15 protein-coding genes and 1 pseudogene are annotated in these 15,479 nt (G+C 69.8%); 11 read left to right on the plus strand and 5 right to left on the minus strand.

Going from position 1 to position 15,479, the window contains the following annotated elements; translation table 11 throughout:
• The first annotated feature begins 121 nt into the window (after window positions 1–121).
• The 5 genes from IE274_RS11585 (at window position 122) to IE274_RS11605 (ending at window position 6,012) form a co-directional block, all read left to right on the plus strand.
• Entirely contained in the window at window positions 122–730 is a 609-nt protein-coding gene (locus IE274_RS11585) for a carbonic anhydrase (protein ID WP_190115578.1), read from the plus strand.
• A 115-nt stretch (window positions 731–845) separates the two neighbouring features.
• Entirely contained in the window at window positions 846–1,316 is a 471-nt protein-coding gene (cynS, locus tag IE274_RS11590; RefSeq protein WP_190115579.1) for a cyanase, read from the plus strand.
• 1,154 nt (window positions 1,317–2,470) lie between these two features.
• Window positions 2,471–3,505, plus strand: coding sequence for a hypothetical protein (locus tag IE274_RS11595; protein ID WP_190115580.1), 1,035 nt, complete (start codon window positions 2,471–2,473; stop codon window positions 3,503–3,505).
• Between the two features lie 109 nt (window positions 3,506–3,614).
• On the plus strand, window positions 3,615–5,138 hold the full coding sequence (locus IE274_RS11600) for an amino acid permease (RefSeq protein WP_190115581.1): 1,524 nt from the start codon (window positions 3,615–3,617) through the stop codon (window positions 5,136–5,138).
• Between the two features lie 55 nt (window positions 5,139–5,193).
• Window positions 5,194–6,012, plus strand: coding sequence for a GNAT family N-acetyltransferase (locus IE274_RS11605; protein ID WP_190115582.1), 819 nt, complete (start codon window positions 5,194–5,196; stop codon window positions 6,010–6,012).
• 84 nt (window positions 6,013–6,096) lie between these two features.
• Here IE274_RS11605 and IE274_RS11610 read toward each other — a convergent pair whose 3' ends face one another.
• Complete coding sequence (locus tag IE274_RS11610; RefSeq protein ID WP_190115583.1) at window positions 6,097–7,269, minus strand: epoxide hydrolase family protein; 1,173 nt, start codon at window positions 7,267–7,269, stop codon at window positions 6,097–6,099.
• A gap of 103 nt (window positions 7,270–7,372) precedes the next feature.
• Between IE274_RS11610 and IE274_RS11615 the strand changes: the two genes are divergently transcribed.
• Window positions 7,373–7,948 (plus strand): CGNR zinc finger domain-containing protein, encoded by a 576-nt coding sequence (locus IE274_RS11615; protein WP_190115584.1) that lies wholly within the window; start codon window positions 7,373–7,375, stop codon window positions 7,946–7,948.
• A 358-nt stretch (window positions 7,949–8,306) separates the two neighbouring features.
• Window positions 8,307–8,669: a nuclease-related domain-containing protein gene (locus IE274_RS11620; RefSeq protein WP_372447067.1), complete on the plus strand. Its 363-nt coding sequence runs from the start codon at window positions 8,307–8,309 to the stop codon at window positions 8,667–8,669.
• A 73-nt stretch (window positions 8,670–8,742) separates the two neighbouring features.
• Here IE274_RS11620 and IE274_RS11625 read toward each other — a convergent pair whose 3' ends face one another.
• Window positions 8,743–8,928, minus strand: coding sequence for a hypothetical protein (locus IE274_RS11625; RefSeq protein WP_190115585.1), 186 nt, complete (start codon window positions 8,926–8,928; stop codon window positions 8,743–8,745).
• Window positions 8,925–9,356, minus strand: coding sequence for a DUF4345 domain-containing protein (locus IE274_RS11630; protein WP_190115586.1), 432 nt, complete (start codon window positions 9,354–9,356; stop codon window positions 8,925–8,927). The genes IE274_RS11625 and IE274_RS11630 overlap by 4 nt, the downstream gene beginning before the upstream one ends.
• Before the next feature lie 88 nt (window positions 9,357–9,444).
• Between IE274_RS11630 and IE274_RS11635 the strand changes: the two genes are divergently transcribed.
• Window positions 9,445–10,074, plus strand: a complete 630-nt coding sequence (locus IE274_RS11635; RefSeq protein WP_190115587.1) for a TetR/AcrR family transcriptional regulator — start codon at window positions 9,445–9,447, stop codon at window positions 10,072–10,074.
• A gap of 300 nt (window positions 10,075–10,374) precedes the next feature.
• Window positions 10,375–10,815: a hypothetical protein gene (locus IE274_RS11640; RefSeq protein ID WP_190115588.1), complete on the plus strand. Its 441-nt coding sequence runs from the start codon at window positions 10,375–10,377 to the stop codon at window positions 10,813–10,815.
• Window positions 10,816–11,043: 228 nt separating this feature from the next.
• Here the strand turns inward: IE274_RS11640 and IE274_RS11645 are convergent, their stop codons facing one another.
• A complete protein-coding gene (locus IE274_RS11645) occupies window positions 11,044–11,571 on the minus strand; it encodes a 2'-5' RNA ligase family protein (protein ID WP_190115589.1) in 528 nt (175 codons plus the stop codon).
• A gap of 164 nt (window positions 11,572–11,735) precedes the next feature.
• On the opposite strand from IE274_RS11645, the gene IE274_RS11650 reads away from it, so the two are divergent.
• Window positions 11,736–12,641: a MerR family transcriptional regulator gene (locus IE274_RS11650; RefSeq protein ID WP_190115590.1), complete on the plus strand. Its 906-nt coding sequence runs from the start codon at window positions 11,736–11,738 to the stop codon at window positions 12,639–12,641.
• A gap of 116 nt (window positions 12,642–12,757) precedes the next feature.
• On the opposite strand, the pseudogene IE274_RS11655 reads toward IE274_RS11650, so the two are convergent.
• A pseudogene (locus IE274_RS11655) lies at window positions 12,758–12,952 on the minus strand (CorA family divalent cation transporter); the annotation flags it as partial.
• Window positions 12,953–13,217: 265 nt separating this feature from the next.
• On the opposite strand from IE274_RS11655, the gene IE274_RS11660 reads away from it, so the two are divergent.
• Window positions 13,218–15,308 carry a nuclease-related domain-containing DEAD/DEAH box helicase gene (locus IE274_RS11660; RefSeq protein WP_190115591.1) on the plus strand — a complete coding sequence of 697 codons (2,091 nt, stop codon included), beginning with the start codon at window positions 13,218–13,220 and terminating at the stop codon, window positions 15,306–15,308.
• Window positions 15,309–15,479 lie beyond the last annotated feature (171 nt).

A 15,479-nucleotide genomic window follows, 5' to 3' on the forward strand; every position in this document is an offset into this window, starting at 1 on the left:
ACAACTATAGATGGCACCAATAGCTGGCAGTGATAGTACGTCTTGGACGCTATAGATGCAGGTCGTGCACAGTGAATGACGTCGGCCCCACCGACCGCCCGATCGAAGGGAGTGCGAGGCCATGCGTCATCTCGCTGAGGGAATCGACCGTTTCCAGCGGGACGTCTTCCCCGCCAAGGCCGGGCTCTTCGCCCACCTGGCCACCACCCACCACCCCGGCACGCTGTTCATCGGCTGCGCCGACGCCCGCGTCGTCCCCGAGCTGATCACCCAGGCCGACCCCGGCGACCTGTTCGTCATCCGCACCGCCGGCAACCTCGTCCCCGCGTACGCCCCCGGCGCCGACAGTGCCGACGGCGTCGCCGCGAGCATCGAGTACGCGGTCGCCGTCCTCGGCGTGCGGGCGATCGTCGTCTGCGGGCACTCCGCCTGCGGCGCCATGACGGCCCTCGCCGAAGGCCACGACCTCAGTGCCGCTCCGGCCGTCGCGGGCTGGCTGCGCCACGCGGACGCCGCCCGGGCCCGCATCGCGGCCGTCGACGCCGGGCACCGACTCGCTGCGCTGGTACGGGAGAACGTCGCCGCCCAGCTCGCGAACCTGGCCACCCACCCCGCGGTGGCCCGCGCCCTGGCCGAGGGCACCGTGCGGCTGCACGGCTGGGTCTTCGACATCCCCACCGGCACCGTCGAGGAACTCGCCACCGACGCCCGCCCGGCCCGCGCCGCCTGACCCGCCCCTCCATCCCCCCTCCCCGGCGCGGCCCGACCGGCACCCCGGGACCCCTGCTGCCCGACCCCTCCCACGACCGGGGGAGCGGGCGGCCCTACGAAAGGACACCCCTCTCATGGTGCACGCCCAGTTCGACAACACCGCCCGGCAGCAGCTCGCGATCGCCGCGGTCGAGGCCAAGACCCGCCGTGACCTGTCCTGGCAGCAGCTCGCCGACGCCGCGGGCCTGTCCGTCGCGTACGTCACCGCCGCCGTCCTCGGCCAGCACGCCCTGCCCGAGCCCGCCGCCAAGGCCGTCGCCGAGCTGCTCGGCCTGGACGACGACGCGGTGCTGCTGCTCGGGACCATCCCCACCCGCGGCTCCGTCCCCGGCGGCATCCCGACCGACCCGACGATCTACCGCTTCTACGAGATGCTCCAGGTCTACGGCACCACCCTCAAGGCCCTGGTCCACGAGGAGTTCGGCGACGGCATCATCTCCGCGATCAACTTCAAGCTGGACGTGAAGAAGGTCGCCGACCCCGAGGGCGGCGAGCGCGCGGTCATCACCCTGGACGGCAAGTACCTCCCGACCAAGCCCTTCTGAGACACCGGCGGCACGGCACACCCGGGACGGGCGGGGGCACCGCGCAGTCGGCGCCCCCGCCCGCCCCGCCTGCCGGGGGTGCGGCCAGGAGGCCGCCGTAGGGCTGGTCACGCTCACCCGGGACTTCCTCGGTGATCACATTCAGTGACCACCGCATCGAACTGGCCGAATGATGCCGCGTCTGGCGGACCGTCACCGGGGCACCCGTGCACGCCTGAACGCAGCGCTTCTCGCGGCACCTGAGCGCCCTCGGTGCGCCCCAACTTGCCTCTTCCGCCCCCAACTTGCCTGCCCCGCGAGCAACTCGCCCATTCTGAAGGTGAGTTGATGGTGATCTCGCATCGGCGGTGGCCCGGATGCGGCGGGCGGAATCGGCGTCCACGAAGAAGATCATGTCAAGGCGGCCCGCCGACGTGACGGTACCGATGCAAGATTCTCCCGCCCGATCCGCGGCTTTCGTCGGCGACGAGGAAGCGTCGTCCGGCCAGTCTCAGCCGCCCCGCGACGACCCGCGCGCGCTCGTGGTGAGCGGTCGTGCGGGCCATCGTCGGACCGTACGGCCGGTCCGGCCCGTGTTCCACCGACCGCCCACGGCGCGGACCGACCGGCGCCGCCCTTACCGCGCGGGCCGTCGCACCCTGCGCTGAGCGCGGCGTATGACCAGGTCAACCGGGGTCCGCCCGCTTCCGCTCGGGGTGGCGGCCCTGTTCCGCACGACCGCGAGCGCGGCGCTGCGCACGTCCGAGCCGCGGCGGCGCACCGCCTGAGTGCCGCGGTCGGCGGGTTCGGTTACGGATGGCAACGCTCCGTTGTCGCGTGGCCGAAACTTGCATCTGGGCAACGAAACAATCTTGGGATTCTCTGGTCATGCGCCTCTCCAGGCACTTAAGTACCTGTCATGCACTCGCTATCGGCCACGGGCGGCAGCCACCGGCCGGGTGATGCGCCGGCGGTCGTCCCTACCCTGCCCCCCGACCCGCGCCGCTGACCTCTGCACGACCGTGCCACCCCGTCCCGACTGCCCCGAGGGTCCTACTGCCTATGGCCGCCAGTGCACACCGTGCGGTGTCGTGCTCACACCCCCCGGCGAGCCGCAAGGCTCACGGCGGTCCGCTGCGGCCCGCCCTGGGTCCGGTCGGCCGAGGTGGGCACTGATGGAGAGTTCGAACCCGGCGGGCTGGGCGAACCCGGTCGGCCGCGACGCCGACCTCTATGCGGCGGTGCAGGACATTCAGGCGGGCTACTGGATGCAGATGCGGCAGGTCCTTGCCCGAACGGGCAACTGGCCGCAGTGGACATCCCGCACTCAGGTCCTCGGCGTGGTGGCAGCGCAGGCCAACGTTGTGGAGTTGTGGCTGAAAGAAGAACCGGAGAGCCTCGCCGCCCGGGTGATGTACGCCAGAGTCGCCACCGAACGGGTGCTGCAGGCCCACCGAAGGCACTGGGCGCGTGACTACCGGCGCGCAGGGGACCTGGAGAAACTGGTGGCCCGGGCCCGGGACGCGTGCCACAAGGCGGGGGAGGGGAACCCCGACGACTCGGTGCCCTGGATCTGCCGTCTGGCCCTGGCCGAAACAGACACGACCGGACGCCACCCGGAGCACCACATGGCTCCGCCACCCCATGAGTACCTGCTGCCGCACGGGCCATGGGGACTGCTGGGGGAAGTGCACCGACGAGATCCGTTCAACCGCGAGGCATGGCACCGCATGTCCCAGGCGCTCCAGGCCCGCCCGGGGCCGGCGGGCCGCCAGGCGGTCGCGACGGACTTCGCCCGCTGGACGGTCTCCTTCGCGCCGCCCGACTCGCCCCTGCTCCTGCTGCCGCTCTACGCCCGAGTGCAGGAGCACCGGGAGCGGCGGGAGAGCGGCACCGAGGTCACCCTGAACCTCCTGTGGACCAGGGAGGACACCACCCGAGCCGTCACGAAGGCATTCGAGGGCTGGTTCCGGAAGTGCGATCCGGCCACCAGTTCCCAGCTGGACCTCAACTACCTCGCCTACGCCTTGGCGCGGGGCGGCTTCCCCCAGTGGGCGACCGAAGTGTTCGACGCCATCGGCGACTTCGCCACGCCCGCCCCGTGGCAGCACGACGCCCGGCACCCCGACGACCAGTGGCGGAAGGCATTCGAGGAGGACCGCGACGCCTGTCGGAGATCCCACCCGCGGCATCCGGGCAGACACCCATGACCGTCGGCCGGGCCCCGCGGGCGAGCGCCGCCACGTCCCGTCGGAGCCCCGGCAGCCACCCCGTCCGCACGCCCTCTTTCAGCTCATTCAGCTTTCCTGCGGAGAACCAATGACTTCGATAAGAGCACAGCGCCAGCGGCCGAACCCCGTCAACGACGACGAGGACGCGCGCATCCTCCAGTCGCTGGGCTACACCCAGCAACTCCACCGCCGGATGGGGGCGTTCGGCAACTTCTCGGCGTCCCTGTCGGTCATCTCGATCATGTCGGGGACCCTGCTGTTGTTCGGCTACGGCCTGAACTCGGGCGGCCCCGCGGTGATCACGTGGGGATGGCTGGCCATCGGGCCGCTGGTGCTGTGCCTGGCCGCGGCCCTGGCGGAGATCACCTCCCGCTACCCCACCAGCGGCGGCCTGTACTACATGGCTCGCCAACTCGGCGGCGAGCGGTGGAGCTGGTACACCGGCTGGCTCAACCTCCTGGGCCTGCTCGGCGGCATCGCCGCCCAGGACTACGGCATCGCGACGTTCACCGCCGCGTGGATGAACCTGCAGTTCGGTTACACGCCGACCCCGGGCTCCCTCCTAGCCCTGTACGCGGTCATCCTCGCGCTGCACGCGATCCTGAACCTCTTCGGCACCCGGCTGATGAACATCCTGACGTCCGTGAGCGCGTGGTGGCACCTGGGCGGGGCCGTCGTCATCATCGGCTCCCTGGCGCTGGTGCCCTCCGACCACCAGTCGGCCGGCTTCGTCTTCTCCGAGTTCACCAACAACACCGGCTGGAGCGCCCCGGTCTACGTGATCCTGCTGGGCATGCTGCTGCCGGTGTTCGCCCTGGCCGGCTACGACACCTCGGCCCACCTGAGCGAGGAGACCAACCACGCCTCCGTCGCCGCGGCCCGCGGGATCTTCCGCTCGGTGGCGGTGTCCTGGATCGCCGGTGGCATCCTGCTGACCACGCTGCTGTTCGCCATCCAGGACTACACCGGGACGCTGGGCAGCGAAACCGGTGTACCGGTGGCGCAGATCCTGCTTGACGCGCTGGGCATGGCGGCGGCCAAGGCCCTGCTCCTTGTGATCATCGTGGCCCAGTTCCTGTGCGGCTACACCGTGACCGCCAGCGCCAGCCGGATGATCTACGCCTTCGCCCGGGACGGCGCCCTGCCCGGATCGACGCACTGGAAGAAGGTCAGCCGCCGCACCGCCATCCCCGCCAACGCGGTCTGGCTCGCGGTCGCCGTGGCATTCGTGCTCGCGCTGCCGTCGCTGTACTCCAACTCGGCGTTCTCGGCGGTGACCGCCATCTCGGCCGTGGGATTCACCTCGGCGTACGCCATCCCGGTGCTGCTGCGCCTGCTCCACCGCGACCGCTTCACCCCCGGCCCCTGGCACCTGGGCCGCTGGAGCCGGCCGATCGGCTGGGTGGCGGTGGTGTGGGCGGGAGCGGTCACGGTGCTGTTCCTGCTGCCGCAGAGCAGCCCGGTCACCGCCACCTCCTTCAACTACACCCCCGTCGCGGTAGTGGTGGCCTTCCTCATCGCCGCCCTGTGGCGGCGCTTCGGACGCGACTCGTACCACGTGCCCCGCTCCAGTTCCCCTACCGAGGACAAGCAGTTCGAGGGCATCATCTGATGGCAGCGACACCGGGTGACGCACCCTCAACGACCGCAACGACCAGGGGAGTACGGTGACTGGACGCACGGAGTCCATCGAATCGGCACAGCAGCTCACCGTGGCCTGGCGGGCCATGGTGCTCGACCGCGCCGCGGACGCGGATGTGCGGGACCTGCCCGGCATCGCCGTCCGCTGGGCCGACTGCCGATTCTCGTTCTACAACTGCGTCACCCTGACCGACCAAGGAGCAGGAGCCGACCTCGTCGCGCAACGCCTGAGCCAGGCGGCGGACATCATGCGCACGAAGAAGCACCCGGGTTTCCTGTGGCTCTTCGAGGACCTCCTCGACGACGAGGCGCGCACCACGCTGCCCACGGCGGCCGAGCAGGCCGGCCTGCAGTACGCCTTCCCCGGCACGGGCATGGCCGGAGACCTGCTGCCCATCCCCGACCCGGTCCACCCCGACCTGACGTTCGTGCGCGTGCGCACCGACGAGCACCTGCGGGCCTACGCGGACCTCCAAGCGCGTGCCTATGGGTTCCCCTTGGAGGAAGGCCGCGACGGCCTGGTCGGATCCGCGTACTGGACGAGCGAGATGTACGCCTACCTGGGCATGCGCGGCGACGTTCCGGTGGCGTGCGCCGCGACGGTCGAAGCGCAGGGGCGCCTCTTCGTCGCCTACGTCGCCACCGACCTCGAGTGGCAGCGCAGGGGCTACGGCGAGGCGGTCACGCGCAAGGCGCTGTACGAGGGCGCCCGAGCCACCGGCCTGACCCGCGCCACGCTGCACGCGACCGTCGCCGGGGCTCCCGTGTACCCCCGTATCGGTTTCGAGCCGAACACACCCATCCACTTCTACACCCTGGGAGCCGTCGCGGAACAAGAGTCCTGACCTCGGATGCGGAGCCGTTCGTCAGCCGGCGACGCCTGGCGCCGGAGCAGGCGGTGATCGGGCGTCGGCGGCACCCGGCCGCGTTCACCGACCGGCGGCCAGCACGGCCGCGAGGCCCTCTCGCAGATCTCTGACGAAGTACTCGGGAACCTCCAACGACGGGAAATGCCCTCCGGCTTCGGGCGACCTCCATCGGACGATCTGCCGGTACCGCTCCTGTGCCCAGGGGCGCGGACACTTCTCGATGTCGCGGGGGTACACGCTGATCGCCGCCGGGACGTCGACCCGGAGTTCGGGATCGAGCGAGTGGTGGCTCTCGTAGTAGATGCGGGCCGCCGACGCGCCGGTCCGCGTCAGCCAGTACAGGGTGACGTCGTCGAGGATCCGGTCCCTGGACATCGTCTCGAACGGGCTGTCGTCGGTGTCCGACCACTCGGCGAACTTGTCGAGGATCCAGGCGAGAAGCCCGACCGGTGAGTCGACGAGCGAGTAGCCGATGGTCTGCGGCCGGGTCGCCTGCTGCTTCGCGTACGCCGCGCGGTGGCGCCAGAAATGGCGGGTCTCCTCGGTCCACTCGCGCTCGACCGCCGTCAGCCCGTCCGTCGACAGCCCGGGCGGTGCCTGCGCGAGCGTGGTGTGGATGCCGAGAACGTGTGCCGGGAACCTGCCGCCGATGACCGTGGTGATCACGCCTCCCCAGTCGCCGCCGTGGGCTGCGAACCTGCTGTAGCCGAGGCGCCCCATGAGTTCCACCCATGCGGCCGCGATCTTTTCGACTCCCCACCCGGTGGCGGCGGGCTTGTCGCTGTAGCCGAAGCCCGGCAGCGACGGAACCACCACGTGAAACGCCGGCGCGTCCGCGTCTTTCGGATCTGCCAACTCGTCCACCACATCGATGAATTCGGCGATGCTGCCCGGCCAGCCGTGCGTCAAGATCAGCGGAGTGGCATCCGCGCGCGCGGACCGGCGGTGCAGGAAGTGGATTCCCAGCCCGTCGATGGCCGTGCGGAACTGGCCGATCCGGTCGAGGCGCGCTTCGAACGACCGCCAGTCGTACCCGGTACGCCAGTAGTCCACGACGTCGACGAGGTCGGCGAGCGGAACACCCTGCTCCCATCGGCGAGGGCCGGGCGCGGCGCGCTGGACCGTCTCGGCCTCCGGCAGCCGCGCCGCGGCCAGTCGCGCGCGCAGATCGTCGAGGGCGGCGGCAGGCGCGTGAGCTTCGAATGCTTGTACGTCGCTGGCGGGGCGGAGCATGAGACCTCCTGGCCATCGTGGAACCGGCTGAGACCGTTCGCGAACCGGCTAAGACGGTTCTAGCAGTCCCCCGAGTCGCGCCGCAACCGGCTAAGGTGGTTCCATGTGTGCTGCGTTCCCTGACTTCCGCCTCGGCAAGGTGCTGGCCACCAGCTTCACGGGCACTCTGTCGGAGCGTCATGGCGACGCTGTGGAGCGCATTCCCGTGCCGCACCGACTCGCCGACTGGCTGGCAGTGAGCGGCCTCGCCGTGGACTCCTGCACCCCTGCCCAGCTCGACCTCGCCCGGGAACTGAGGGAGGCGATTCACGCCGCCGCGACAGCGGCCGCGATCCAGGACGCCCTCCCCGCGTCCGCTGTCCAGGTCGTCAACGACTTCAGCGTCCGGGGTCGGGCCGCGGCGATCCTGACCCCCGAGGGGCAGCGGCGCTGGCGGCTCAGCTCGGCTTCCAGCGTGGAAGACGCCCTCAGCGTGATCGCCGCCGACGCGATCAGCGTCATCGCAGGCGAACGAGACGGAAAACTGGCCTTGTGCGCGTCACCGACCTGCCAGGCCGCCTTCTTCGACACCAGCCAGAGTCGCACCCGCAAATGGTGCGACATGAACACGTGCGGGAATCGCCAGAAGAAGGCACGCTTCCACGCCAACCAGCGCAGCAAGCCCGGCTCAGCGGAGTAGTCGTCGCTTTCACCGTGCCTGAGCGCACACAGCTGCCTGGGCGTCGTTGGCGGAAAGGGAACTCCGACTTGGCGATTGCGCACCCTGCCCTTCCGCTCGCGGACGGTCCTGTGATCGCCACTCCGCGTACGAGGGGGCTGGGGGTGGCGGCAGGAGGATCGGCGTCACGGCGGGCGCAGGAGGCACGGCGGCAGGAGCGGGAGCTGCGTGAACACTGGCAGGCCGCTCGTCGCCAGGCGCGGCAAGGGGAAGCTGCGAGCGAGGGCGAACGCCGGGTCGCCGCCCAGCTGTTGGTGCTCACGAGCGTGGGTGGCGGCTGCTCGTGGATCGGCGGTGGCCGGGGACGCGTGCCGCCCATGTGGACATGCTGCTGGTGGGCCCCGGCGGGGTTCTCGTCGTGGATGTCAAGAACTGGCGGTCTGCGCCGGAGACTTCGGGTGGCAAGCTCCTTGCCGGCGGCGAGCCGCGCGACACGCATGCGGCGAAGCTGTTGGCGGTGACGAAGGCCGCTGAGGGTGCGGTCGCGTCTCTTGGCCTGCCTCCGGTGGCAGTTCAGCCGCTCATGGTCTTCGCGGGCCGGCGGGTCGACGCCGGGCTCGGCAGGATCTGGCTCCTGGGCGAGCACGAGGTCGGCCCCGCGCTGCTGGCGGAGCGCCGCAGACTGCGTACGGAATCGGTCCGCGCGATCGCCGACCAGGTGGTGGGCCCGTTCGCGAAGTGATGCCGGGCAGCTGTTACGCCGGTGCGGCGGGCGGGGATCTGGGTGAAGTCCCTTACAGGGGTGTGGGTTTGATCTAGCCCTTGAACTGGGTGACGTCCTCTTCGGCGAGGGTGTCGGGGTGGAGGGTGATCCAGTCGGCGACCGTGCGCACGGACGGCGCCGCGCGAGCCGGAGCGGGTACTGCGGGCCACTCCAGGCGGCTGGCAACGTCAGCTTCCCCGCCCAAGTGCGCGATGGGGACGAGCTCACGCGCGTTCATCGGTCGGCGGAAACAGTCTCCGCGTCGCCTCGCGGGGTCCGTTCCTCTACGTCCTTCGCTTCCTCCGCGTCGGCCAGCCAGAAGAAGACCGGCGGCAGGCCGAGTTCGATCACCGTCAGCGCGATCTGGAACCACTGCGGCCAGCCGTGCGCGGCGAGCGAGAGCAGTCGGCCCACGCCACCCAACAGGAAGAGGCCGGCCAGCCACCGCACCGCTTGAGCCGGGATCGGGCGCTGCCGCGCCGCCCAGAGCCAGGCCAGCCCGTAGCCGACGAAGACGGCCCCCATGAACCGGCCCCAGCTGTCGACCGTCGCCCCGGCGGAACCGGCCCCGGGGATCGCCGCGTTGCCGAGTGCCATGTGGAACAGGCCGATCGCTGCGCAGGACCAGCCCATCAGCTGCGTGAGTATGCGCAGAGCCCTGGCCATAACCCCTCCAAGCCGTCCTGGCGAACTTAGTTGACATGCGTCTACTACACTGGCGCGTTAGTAGACGCATGTCAACTAAGCTGCGTTCATGCCTCCCCGCCAGCGACTCGCCCCTGCCGACCGCCGCGCCCAGCTCCTCGCCGTCGGCTCACGGCTCTTCGCCGCACACCCATACGCCGACGTGCTGATGGAGGAAGTGGCCGACGAGGCCGGCGTCTCCCGGGCCTTGCTCTACCGCCACTTCCCCAGCAAACACGCCCTGTTCGCGGCCATCTACCAGCAGGCGGCGGACCAGCTGCTCGCCGAGACGCGCTTCGACCCCGCCGACTCCCTGGTGGAACAGCTCATCCAGGGCATGGACGTCCATCTCGACTACTTCGTGGCGAACCGCAACGCTGTCCTCGCCGCGAACCGGGTCCTCGCGGGCGACCCGGTGATCCAGACGATCATGACGAACGAGCTGGACGCCCTCCGTGCGCGGCTGCTGACCGTACTCCCACTCGCTGACGAGAGTGCCCGCGAGGCCGTGTCCGGCGTCCTGAAGAGCTGGCTGGTCTTCGTCCGGGTCCTCTGCGTCGACTGGCTCACCCACGAGACCTGTACCCGCACCCAGTTGCGCGACGTCTGCATCGGCGCGGCCCTCGGCGCCCTCCGGCCGCTGCTCGCTGAGGACCCCGCCCCCGACTGGCCGCGACAAGCGCCTGGCGCGGGCGCTTAGAGGGCGCTTGGCCGGGAGGGCGCACAGATTGCGCACTCGGCTCGGCTGGGTCGGACCACGCGGCCGAGTAGGGCGACGGCGTCGGCGAGGCCCACCGCGATCCGGCTCGCCTTGGAGCGCGTCGCATGGCCCGCCGCGCTGGGGATCGCCACCGTCCACGTCACGGACGAGGGCGCGCGCCGAACAGGCGCTGCGCCTGAAGCACGCTTGTCGTCTATAGAGCCAGCATGGTGTCGCAGCGCTGTTGGCCAGTCGGGGCCCTGGTGCGCGGGTGGCAGCCGGGCAGGCTAGTTTGCCTGGATGAGTCTTCTTGATGATGTGGCCGAGCGCGACGGCTGGCGGTGCTGGGTGTGTGACGAACCGGTCGACCCCGACGAGTCGGTGAACGACCCGCGGGGGCCCAGTGTCGACAGCCGGACCGCCGACCGGAAGGCCAAGGTCGCCGAGCGGCTCGCGCACCGCGGGTGCAATAGCCGCAAGGGTGCGGTCAAGGTGGTCATCGCCTGGCCGGAGCGCCTGTACGTAGTCGAACCCGCGCCGCTGACCGCTGTTGCCGACAGGCTGGAACGCAAGGGGGGCCGCGAGATGGTGGGCCGTTGTCCGACCAGGAAGGACGCCCAAGAGGCGGCGGATTGGCTGGTGGACCGGTTCTCCCGACTGCTACCTGGGGTGCCGGTGACCGCCGGCGTCGAGGCGGGCGGCGGCCAGTTCCTCGTGGTCCTGGCCACCGGCCGCCGCTGATCGGGGATCACCCGGGCCGCCGCCCTCGCCGGGTGGCGGCCCGTACGGCTGTGTTCACTCCTCGGAGGGATCGGCGCTCCGGACGGCTGGCCCGTCGCCGCGCCACTCGATGAGCAGCGGGTCGTCCAGACGGACGTTTTCCGGGCGGGGGCCCAGGGAGCGGCCGAGGGTGGGGTTCCGGCCTCGGGCTGTGTTCGCGGCCTGGGGCGAGGGCCTGGCGAGCGGTGTTCACGGCCCGTCCGGGACGCCGAGCGGCACGGTGAACCGCTGCTGCCAGCCTTCCTCCGTGAGCGCCACCAGCTGGACCGCCGCCGCACGGGTGCGCATCGGCAGCAGGCTGCCGATGGCAGCGCGGACACGGGCGGCAGTTGTCGGGTCGTCCGCACCCATAGCGACTGTGACATGGGCGGCGGGCTGCGCCCCGAAGCGGCCTTTGTACGGGCGCAACCCGGGCCACTGGGTGCGGAACGCATCGACGATCGTTTGGAGTCCCGGAACGGTGACGGCGACGAAGCCGGACGCCGTCACAACCTCCTCCAAGAGCAGATCAGCCGCCGGGAAACTCGCAGCCAGGGCACGCACGCCCTTCTCGTCCTGATCTGTCAGCGCCGATTCCGGCACGAACGGGTAGAGGAGCGAGACGTGCGCCGGCACCCCACGGCGCACCAGAGCCGGGTCGATACGCCACGCCGCATCGAGGAGCAGGGCGGCCTCGGGCAGGACAATGACGACGGCAGTGGTCCCTGGCTCTGGCACGCCGTCATCATCGCAGGCCAGTCCGCTACTGCGTGCGTTGCGCTGGGAGGTGGGCGAGGGCGACGAGTTGACGGATGCCGGCGGAGTGGCTCGGGTTGCACCTTCCGTAGCGGCATGTGGTCCGGTGGACTCACGTCCCGCCCCACTGAGGAAGGCCTCGGCTCATGTATTTGTCGTTCATCCCGCAGCGTCAGGTCAAGATCGGTGACGCGGCGGCCTTCGTCGGCACCACACCGCGGGCGATCCGTCACTACCATGAGATCGGCCTGCTCCCCGAGCCCGAGCGGGGCAGCGACGACCGCCGCCGCTACGGCTACGAAGACATGATCCGGCTGCTGTGGATCCGCAAGATGGCCGACGCCGGGATCGCCCTGGACGACATCCGTGACGCCTTCGCCGACACGGTGTCCGCCGGTGCCGACAGCGACGACGGCATCGCGAGCATCCTGGAACGGCTGGAGGAAACCCTCGTCGCCCAGGAAGCAGAACTGCGGCGGCAGCGGACTGCCATGCGGCGCATGCGTACCGAGGGCAGCAGGATGGGTCTGCTCTCCGACTTCGTCACCAGCCGCCTCAAGAGCCTGCCCGAGGGCTCCCTGCGCCAGGCGGACCTGGACAGCCTGCTGGTCACCGAGCGGATCTTCGGCCCGCTCGGTGCGGCCGTCCAGGCCAGCCGTTTCATCGCCCTGGCCACTCACCCGGATCTGCGGGAGGACTCCGACCGTGTTGCTGCCGCCGAGGAGGCACTCGACGACACGATCGCTGTCGATGACCCCCGCGTGGCCCGGGTGGCTGCCGAACGGCACTCCTTCGAGAAGGCGCTGCAAGCCGTCATCGAGGATTCCGGCCTGGCGGAGAGCGACGATGCGCTCTTCGACTCCTGGGACGCTCTGCACCCCGCTACCGCTGATGAGGGTGAGGACGAGATCGGCCGAAGCTCTGGCAGGGGGCAAGACTCCATGAGCGCATTCGAAGCCGTCGGCAAGATGCCCTACGACTTCTCCCCGGCCCGCCTGCGCTGCATGGAATTGGCCGAAGAACTCGCCGCTCACGAGTCACCTGCTTCCTGAAACACGGCCTCGGCGGCAAGCCGCTCCCTGGTGCCGCGCATTCTCCCCAGAGGGTCAGAACGGGCTCTCCAGGTCGTTCGCGTACGCGAAGTGGATTGAGGGCTTCATGCCCGGCGCTAAAGCCAGTCCCGCCTCTTGAAGATGAAGTACAGGCTCACACACACCACTGCCATCAGCAGGATCGCGAACGGATACCCGGCCGCCCACTTCAGCTCGGGCATCGTTTCGAAGTTCATGCCGTAGATGGTTCCCACCAGTGTGGGCGCGAACAGGATGGCCGCCCACGAGGAGATCTTCTTGAAGTTGTCGTCTGCGTGGCGCTGACCTGCGAAGATTGGCTGGCTTCCCGCCTTGGCCGGCGGTGATGAGTGATTCCAACTCTTTCGCTGTGCTGCCTGATTGCACGGTCGGTTCTCCCCAGGCGCTCCCCAATGGGGCTTCGTTCTCCCCAGATTCTCCCCAGTGGGGGCCGGACAGTAGGGGCGGGCAGGGAACTCTGACTTGGTGGTTGTGTACCCTGCCGCTCCGGTCGAGGACCGTCCTATGATCGCTACTCCGCGTAGGAGGGGGCTTGGTATGGCGGCAGGCGGGTCGGCGTCGCGGCGGGCGCAGGAGGCACGACGGCAGGAGCGGCTGCTGCGTGAGCAGTGGCAGGCCGCGCGTCAGCAGGCACGTCAGTGGGAAGCGGCGAGTGAGGGGGAACGCTTGGTCGCTGCCCAGCTGTTGGTGCTCACGGAGCGCGGTTGGCGGCTGCTCGTGGATCGACGCTGGCCGGGGACGCGGACCGCCAATGTCGACATGCTGCTGGTGGGCCCCGGCGGTGTCTTCGTCATCGACGTCAAGAACTGGCGGTCCGCTCCAGAGGCTATGGACGGCAAGCTCTGCGCTGATGGTGAGGTGCGCGATGAGCACGCGGCGAAGCTCTTAGCGGTGACGCAGGCCGCGGAAGGCGCGGTCGCGTCCCTAGGTATGTCTCCGGTGGCAGTCCAGCCGCTCATGGTTTTCGCGGGTCAGCGGGTCGACGCCGCGCTCGGGAGGATCAGACTTCTGGGCGAGTACGAGGTCGGCCCCGCGCTGCTGGCAGAGCGCTCCAGGCTGCGTGCGGAATCGGTCCGTGCGATCGCCGATCATCTGGAGCGAGTCTTCCCCGACTACGAGGGATCGGCAGTCGGGCAGCAGGTGCCGTCTGCGCCGGAGCCGCCTCAACAGACTGATTCAGATGGGCTGTTCGACCTGGCCGGTCTGCGGGACGCTGCCCTGGACGAGGTGCTGCGAGCCCCGATCGAGCAGTGGATGACGTTCCTCCACCCCGACCAGGTCGCGCTCGTGCGCCGCAACTGGTCGGGTCCGGCACGCATCAGCGGTCCGGCGGGCACGGGCAAGACCGTCGTGGGCCTGCACCGCGCGGCTCACCTCGCTCGGCGCACCAGCGGCCGGATCTTGTACGTCACGTTCGCCAACAATCTGCCCCGGGTGCAGGGCACGTTCCTCAAGACCATGTCCCCGGCCGTCGCGGACCGCGTGGACTTCCGCAGCCTGCATTCCTGGGCCCGGGAGTTCCTGCAGGAAGGCGGCGTCCAGGTCCGCCTCCACGGGGACAAGGCTGAGACCGCCTTCAGCCTGGCCTGGAAGCACGTCGGGCGCGACAGTCGACTGGCGGAGATCGACCCGGCGCCGGGCTACTGGCGTGAGGAGATCGACTACGTCATCAAGGGCCGTGGCATCACCGCCTTCGAGGAGTACACGACCGTGCCCAGGCGCCGACGCAGGGCCAGCCTGCGCCGACCGCACCGGGAGGCGGTGTGGGCGCTGTACGAGGCGTACGAATCCCTGCGAATAGAACGCGGCGTGCACGACTTCAACGACGTCCTCACCCTCGCCCTGGCGGAGGCTACGCGGCGCACGGACGGGCCGCACTACGCCGCCGTGATCGTCGACGAGGTCCAGGACCTCACCCTCGTCGGCGTTCGCCTCCTGCACACCCTGGTTGGTGACGTCCCCAACGGGCTGTTACTGGTCGGTGATGGTCAACAGGCTGTCTACCCAGGTGGGTTCCGCCTCACCGATGCCGGCATCGATATCCGCGGCGACCGCGGACAAGTGCTGCGCACTAACTACCGCAACTGCAAGCAGATCCTCGACACGGCCCTCGAGGTCGTTGCCGACGACTCCTTCGACGATATTGACGGCCTGCGCACACCCGGCCGCCGCGACGTCGATCTCACATACCATGACGGCCAGGTGGTCCGCGTCACGAAGCCGACCGTGGCCGAACACGACCAGGCCCTTCTGGCCGTCTTGTGCGCTCTGCGTGACGGAGCGCGAGCTGACGCCGCCGTGCTGTGCCCGTCCATGCGGGCCATCGGTCACTACCAGCGGTTACTCTCCCGTGCCGAGGTCCCGGTATGCCTGCTGGAGCACTATGACGGCCGTCCCGTCGATGCGGTCAAGCTGGGGACGTATCGCAGGGCCAAGGGGCTGGAGTTCAAGCGTGTATATCTGCCGCAGCACGATGCTGCCTTCCCGAACGGCGCATCAGCCGACGGCCCCGGCGTTGTGGAGGTATCTGAAACGGCACGCGAACGCGAAGAGCTGCTACGCAGCCAGCTGTTCGTGGCGATGACCCGGGCTCGTGACGTGCTGTGGCTTGGAAGCGTGGACCGGTAGGGGTTGCAGTGCAGGGAACACTTGGGAGCGGAGAGGCTCTCAGGGGTGCGACGCAGAGGAAGCCTCGGGTATCCGTCGACGCTGCAGCAAACGCAAAGGATGTCGTCAACGTCGTTAGCTTCGGCGCAGCGGAAAATGTATGGGAGGAGCCGGCGGGGCGATCTACGATCG

The sequence above is a fragment of the Streptomyces flavofungini genome, assembly GCF_014650815.1.
Taxonomy (GTDB): domain Bacteria; phylum Actinomycetota; class Actinomycetes; order Streptomycetales; family Streptomycetaceae; genus Streptomyces; species Streptomyces flavofungini.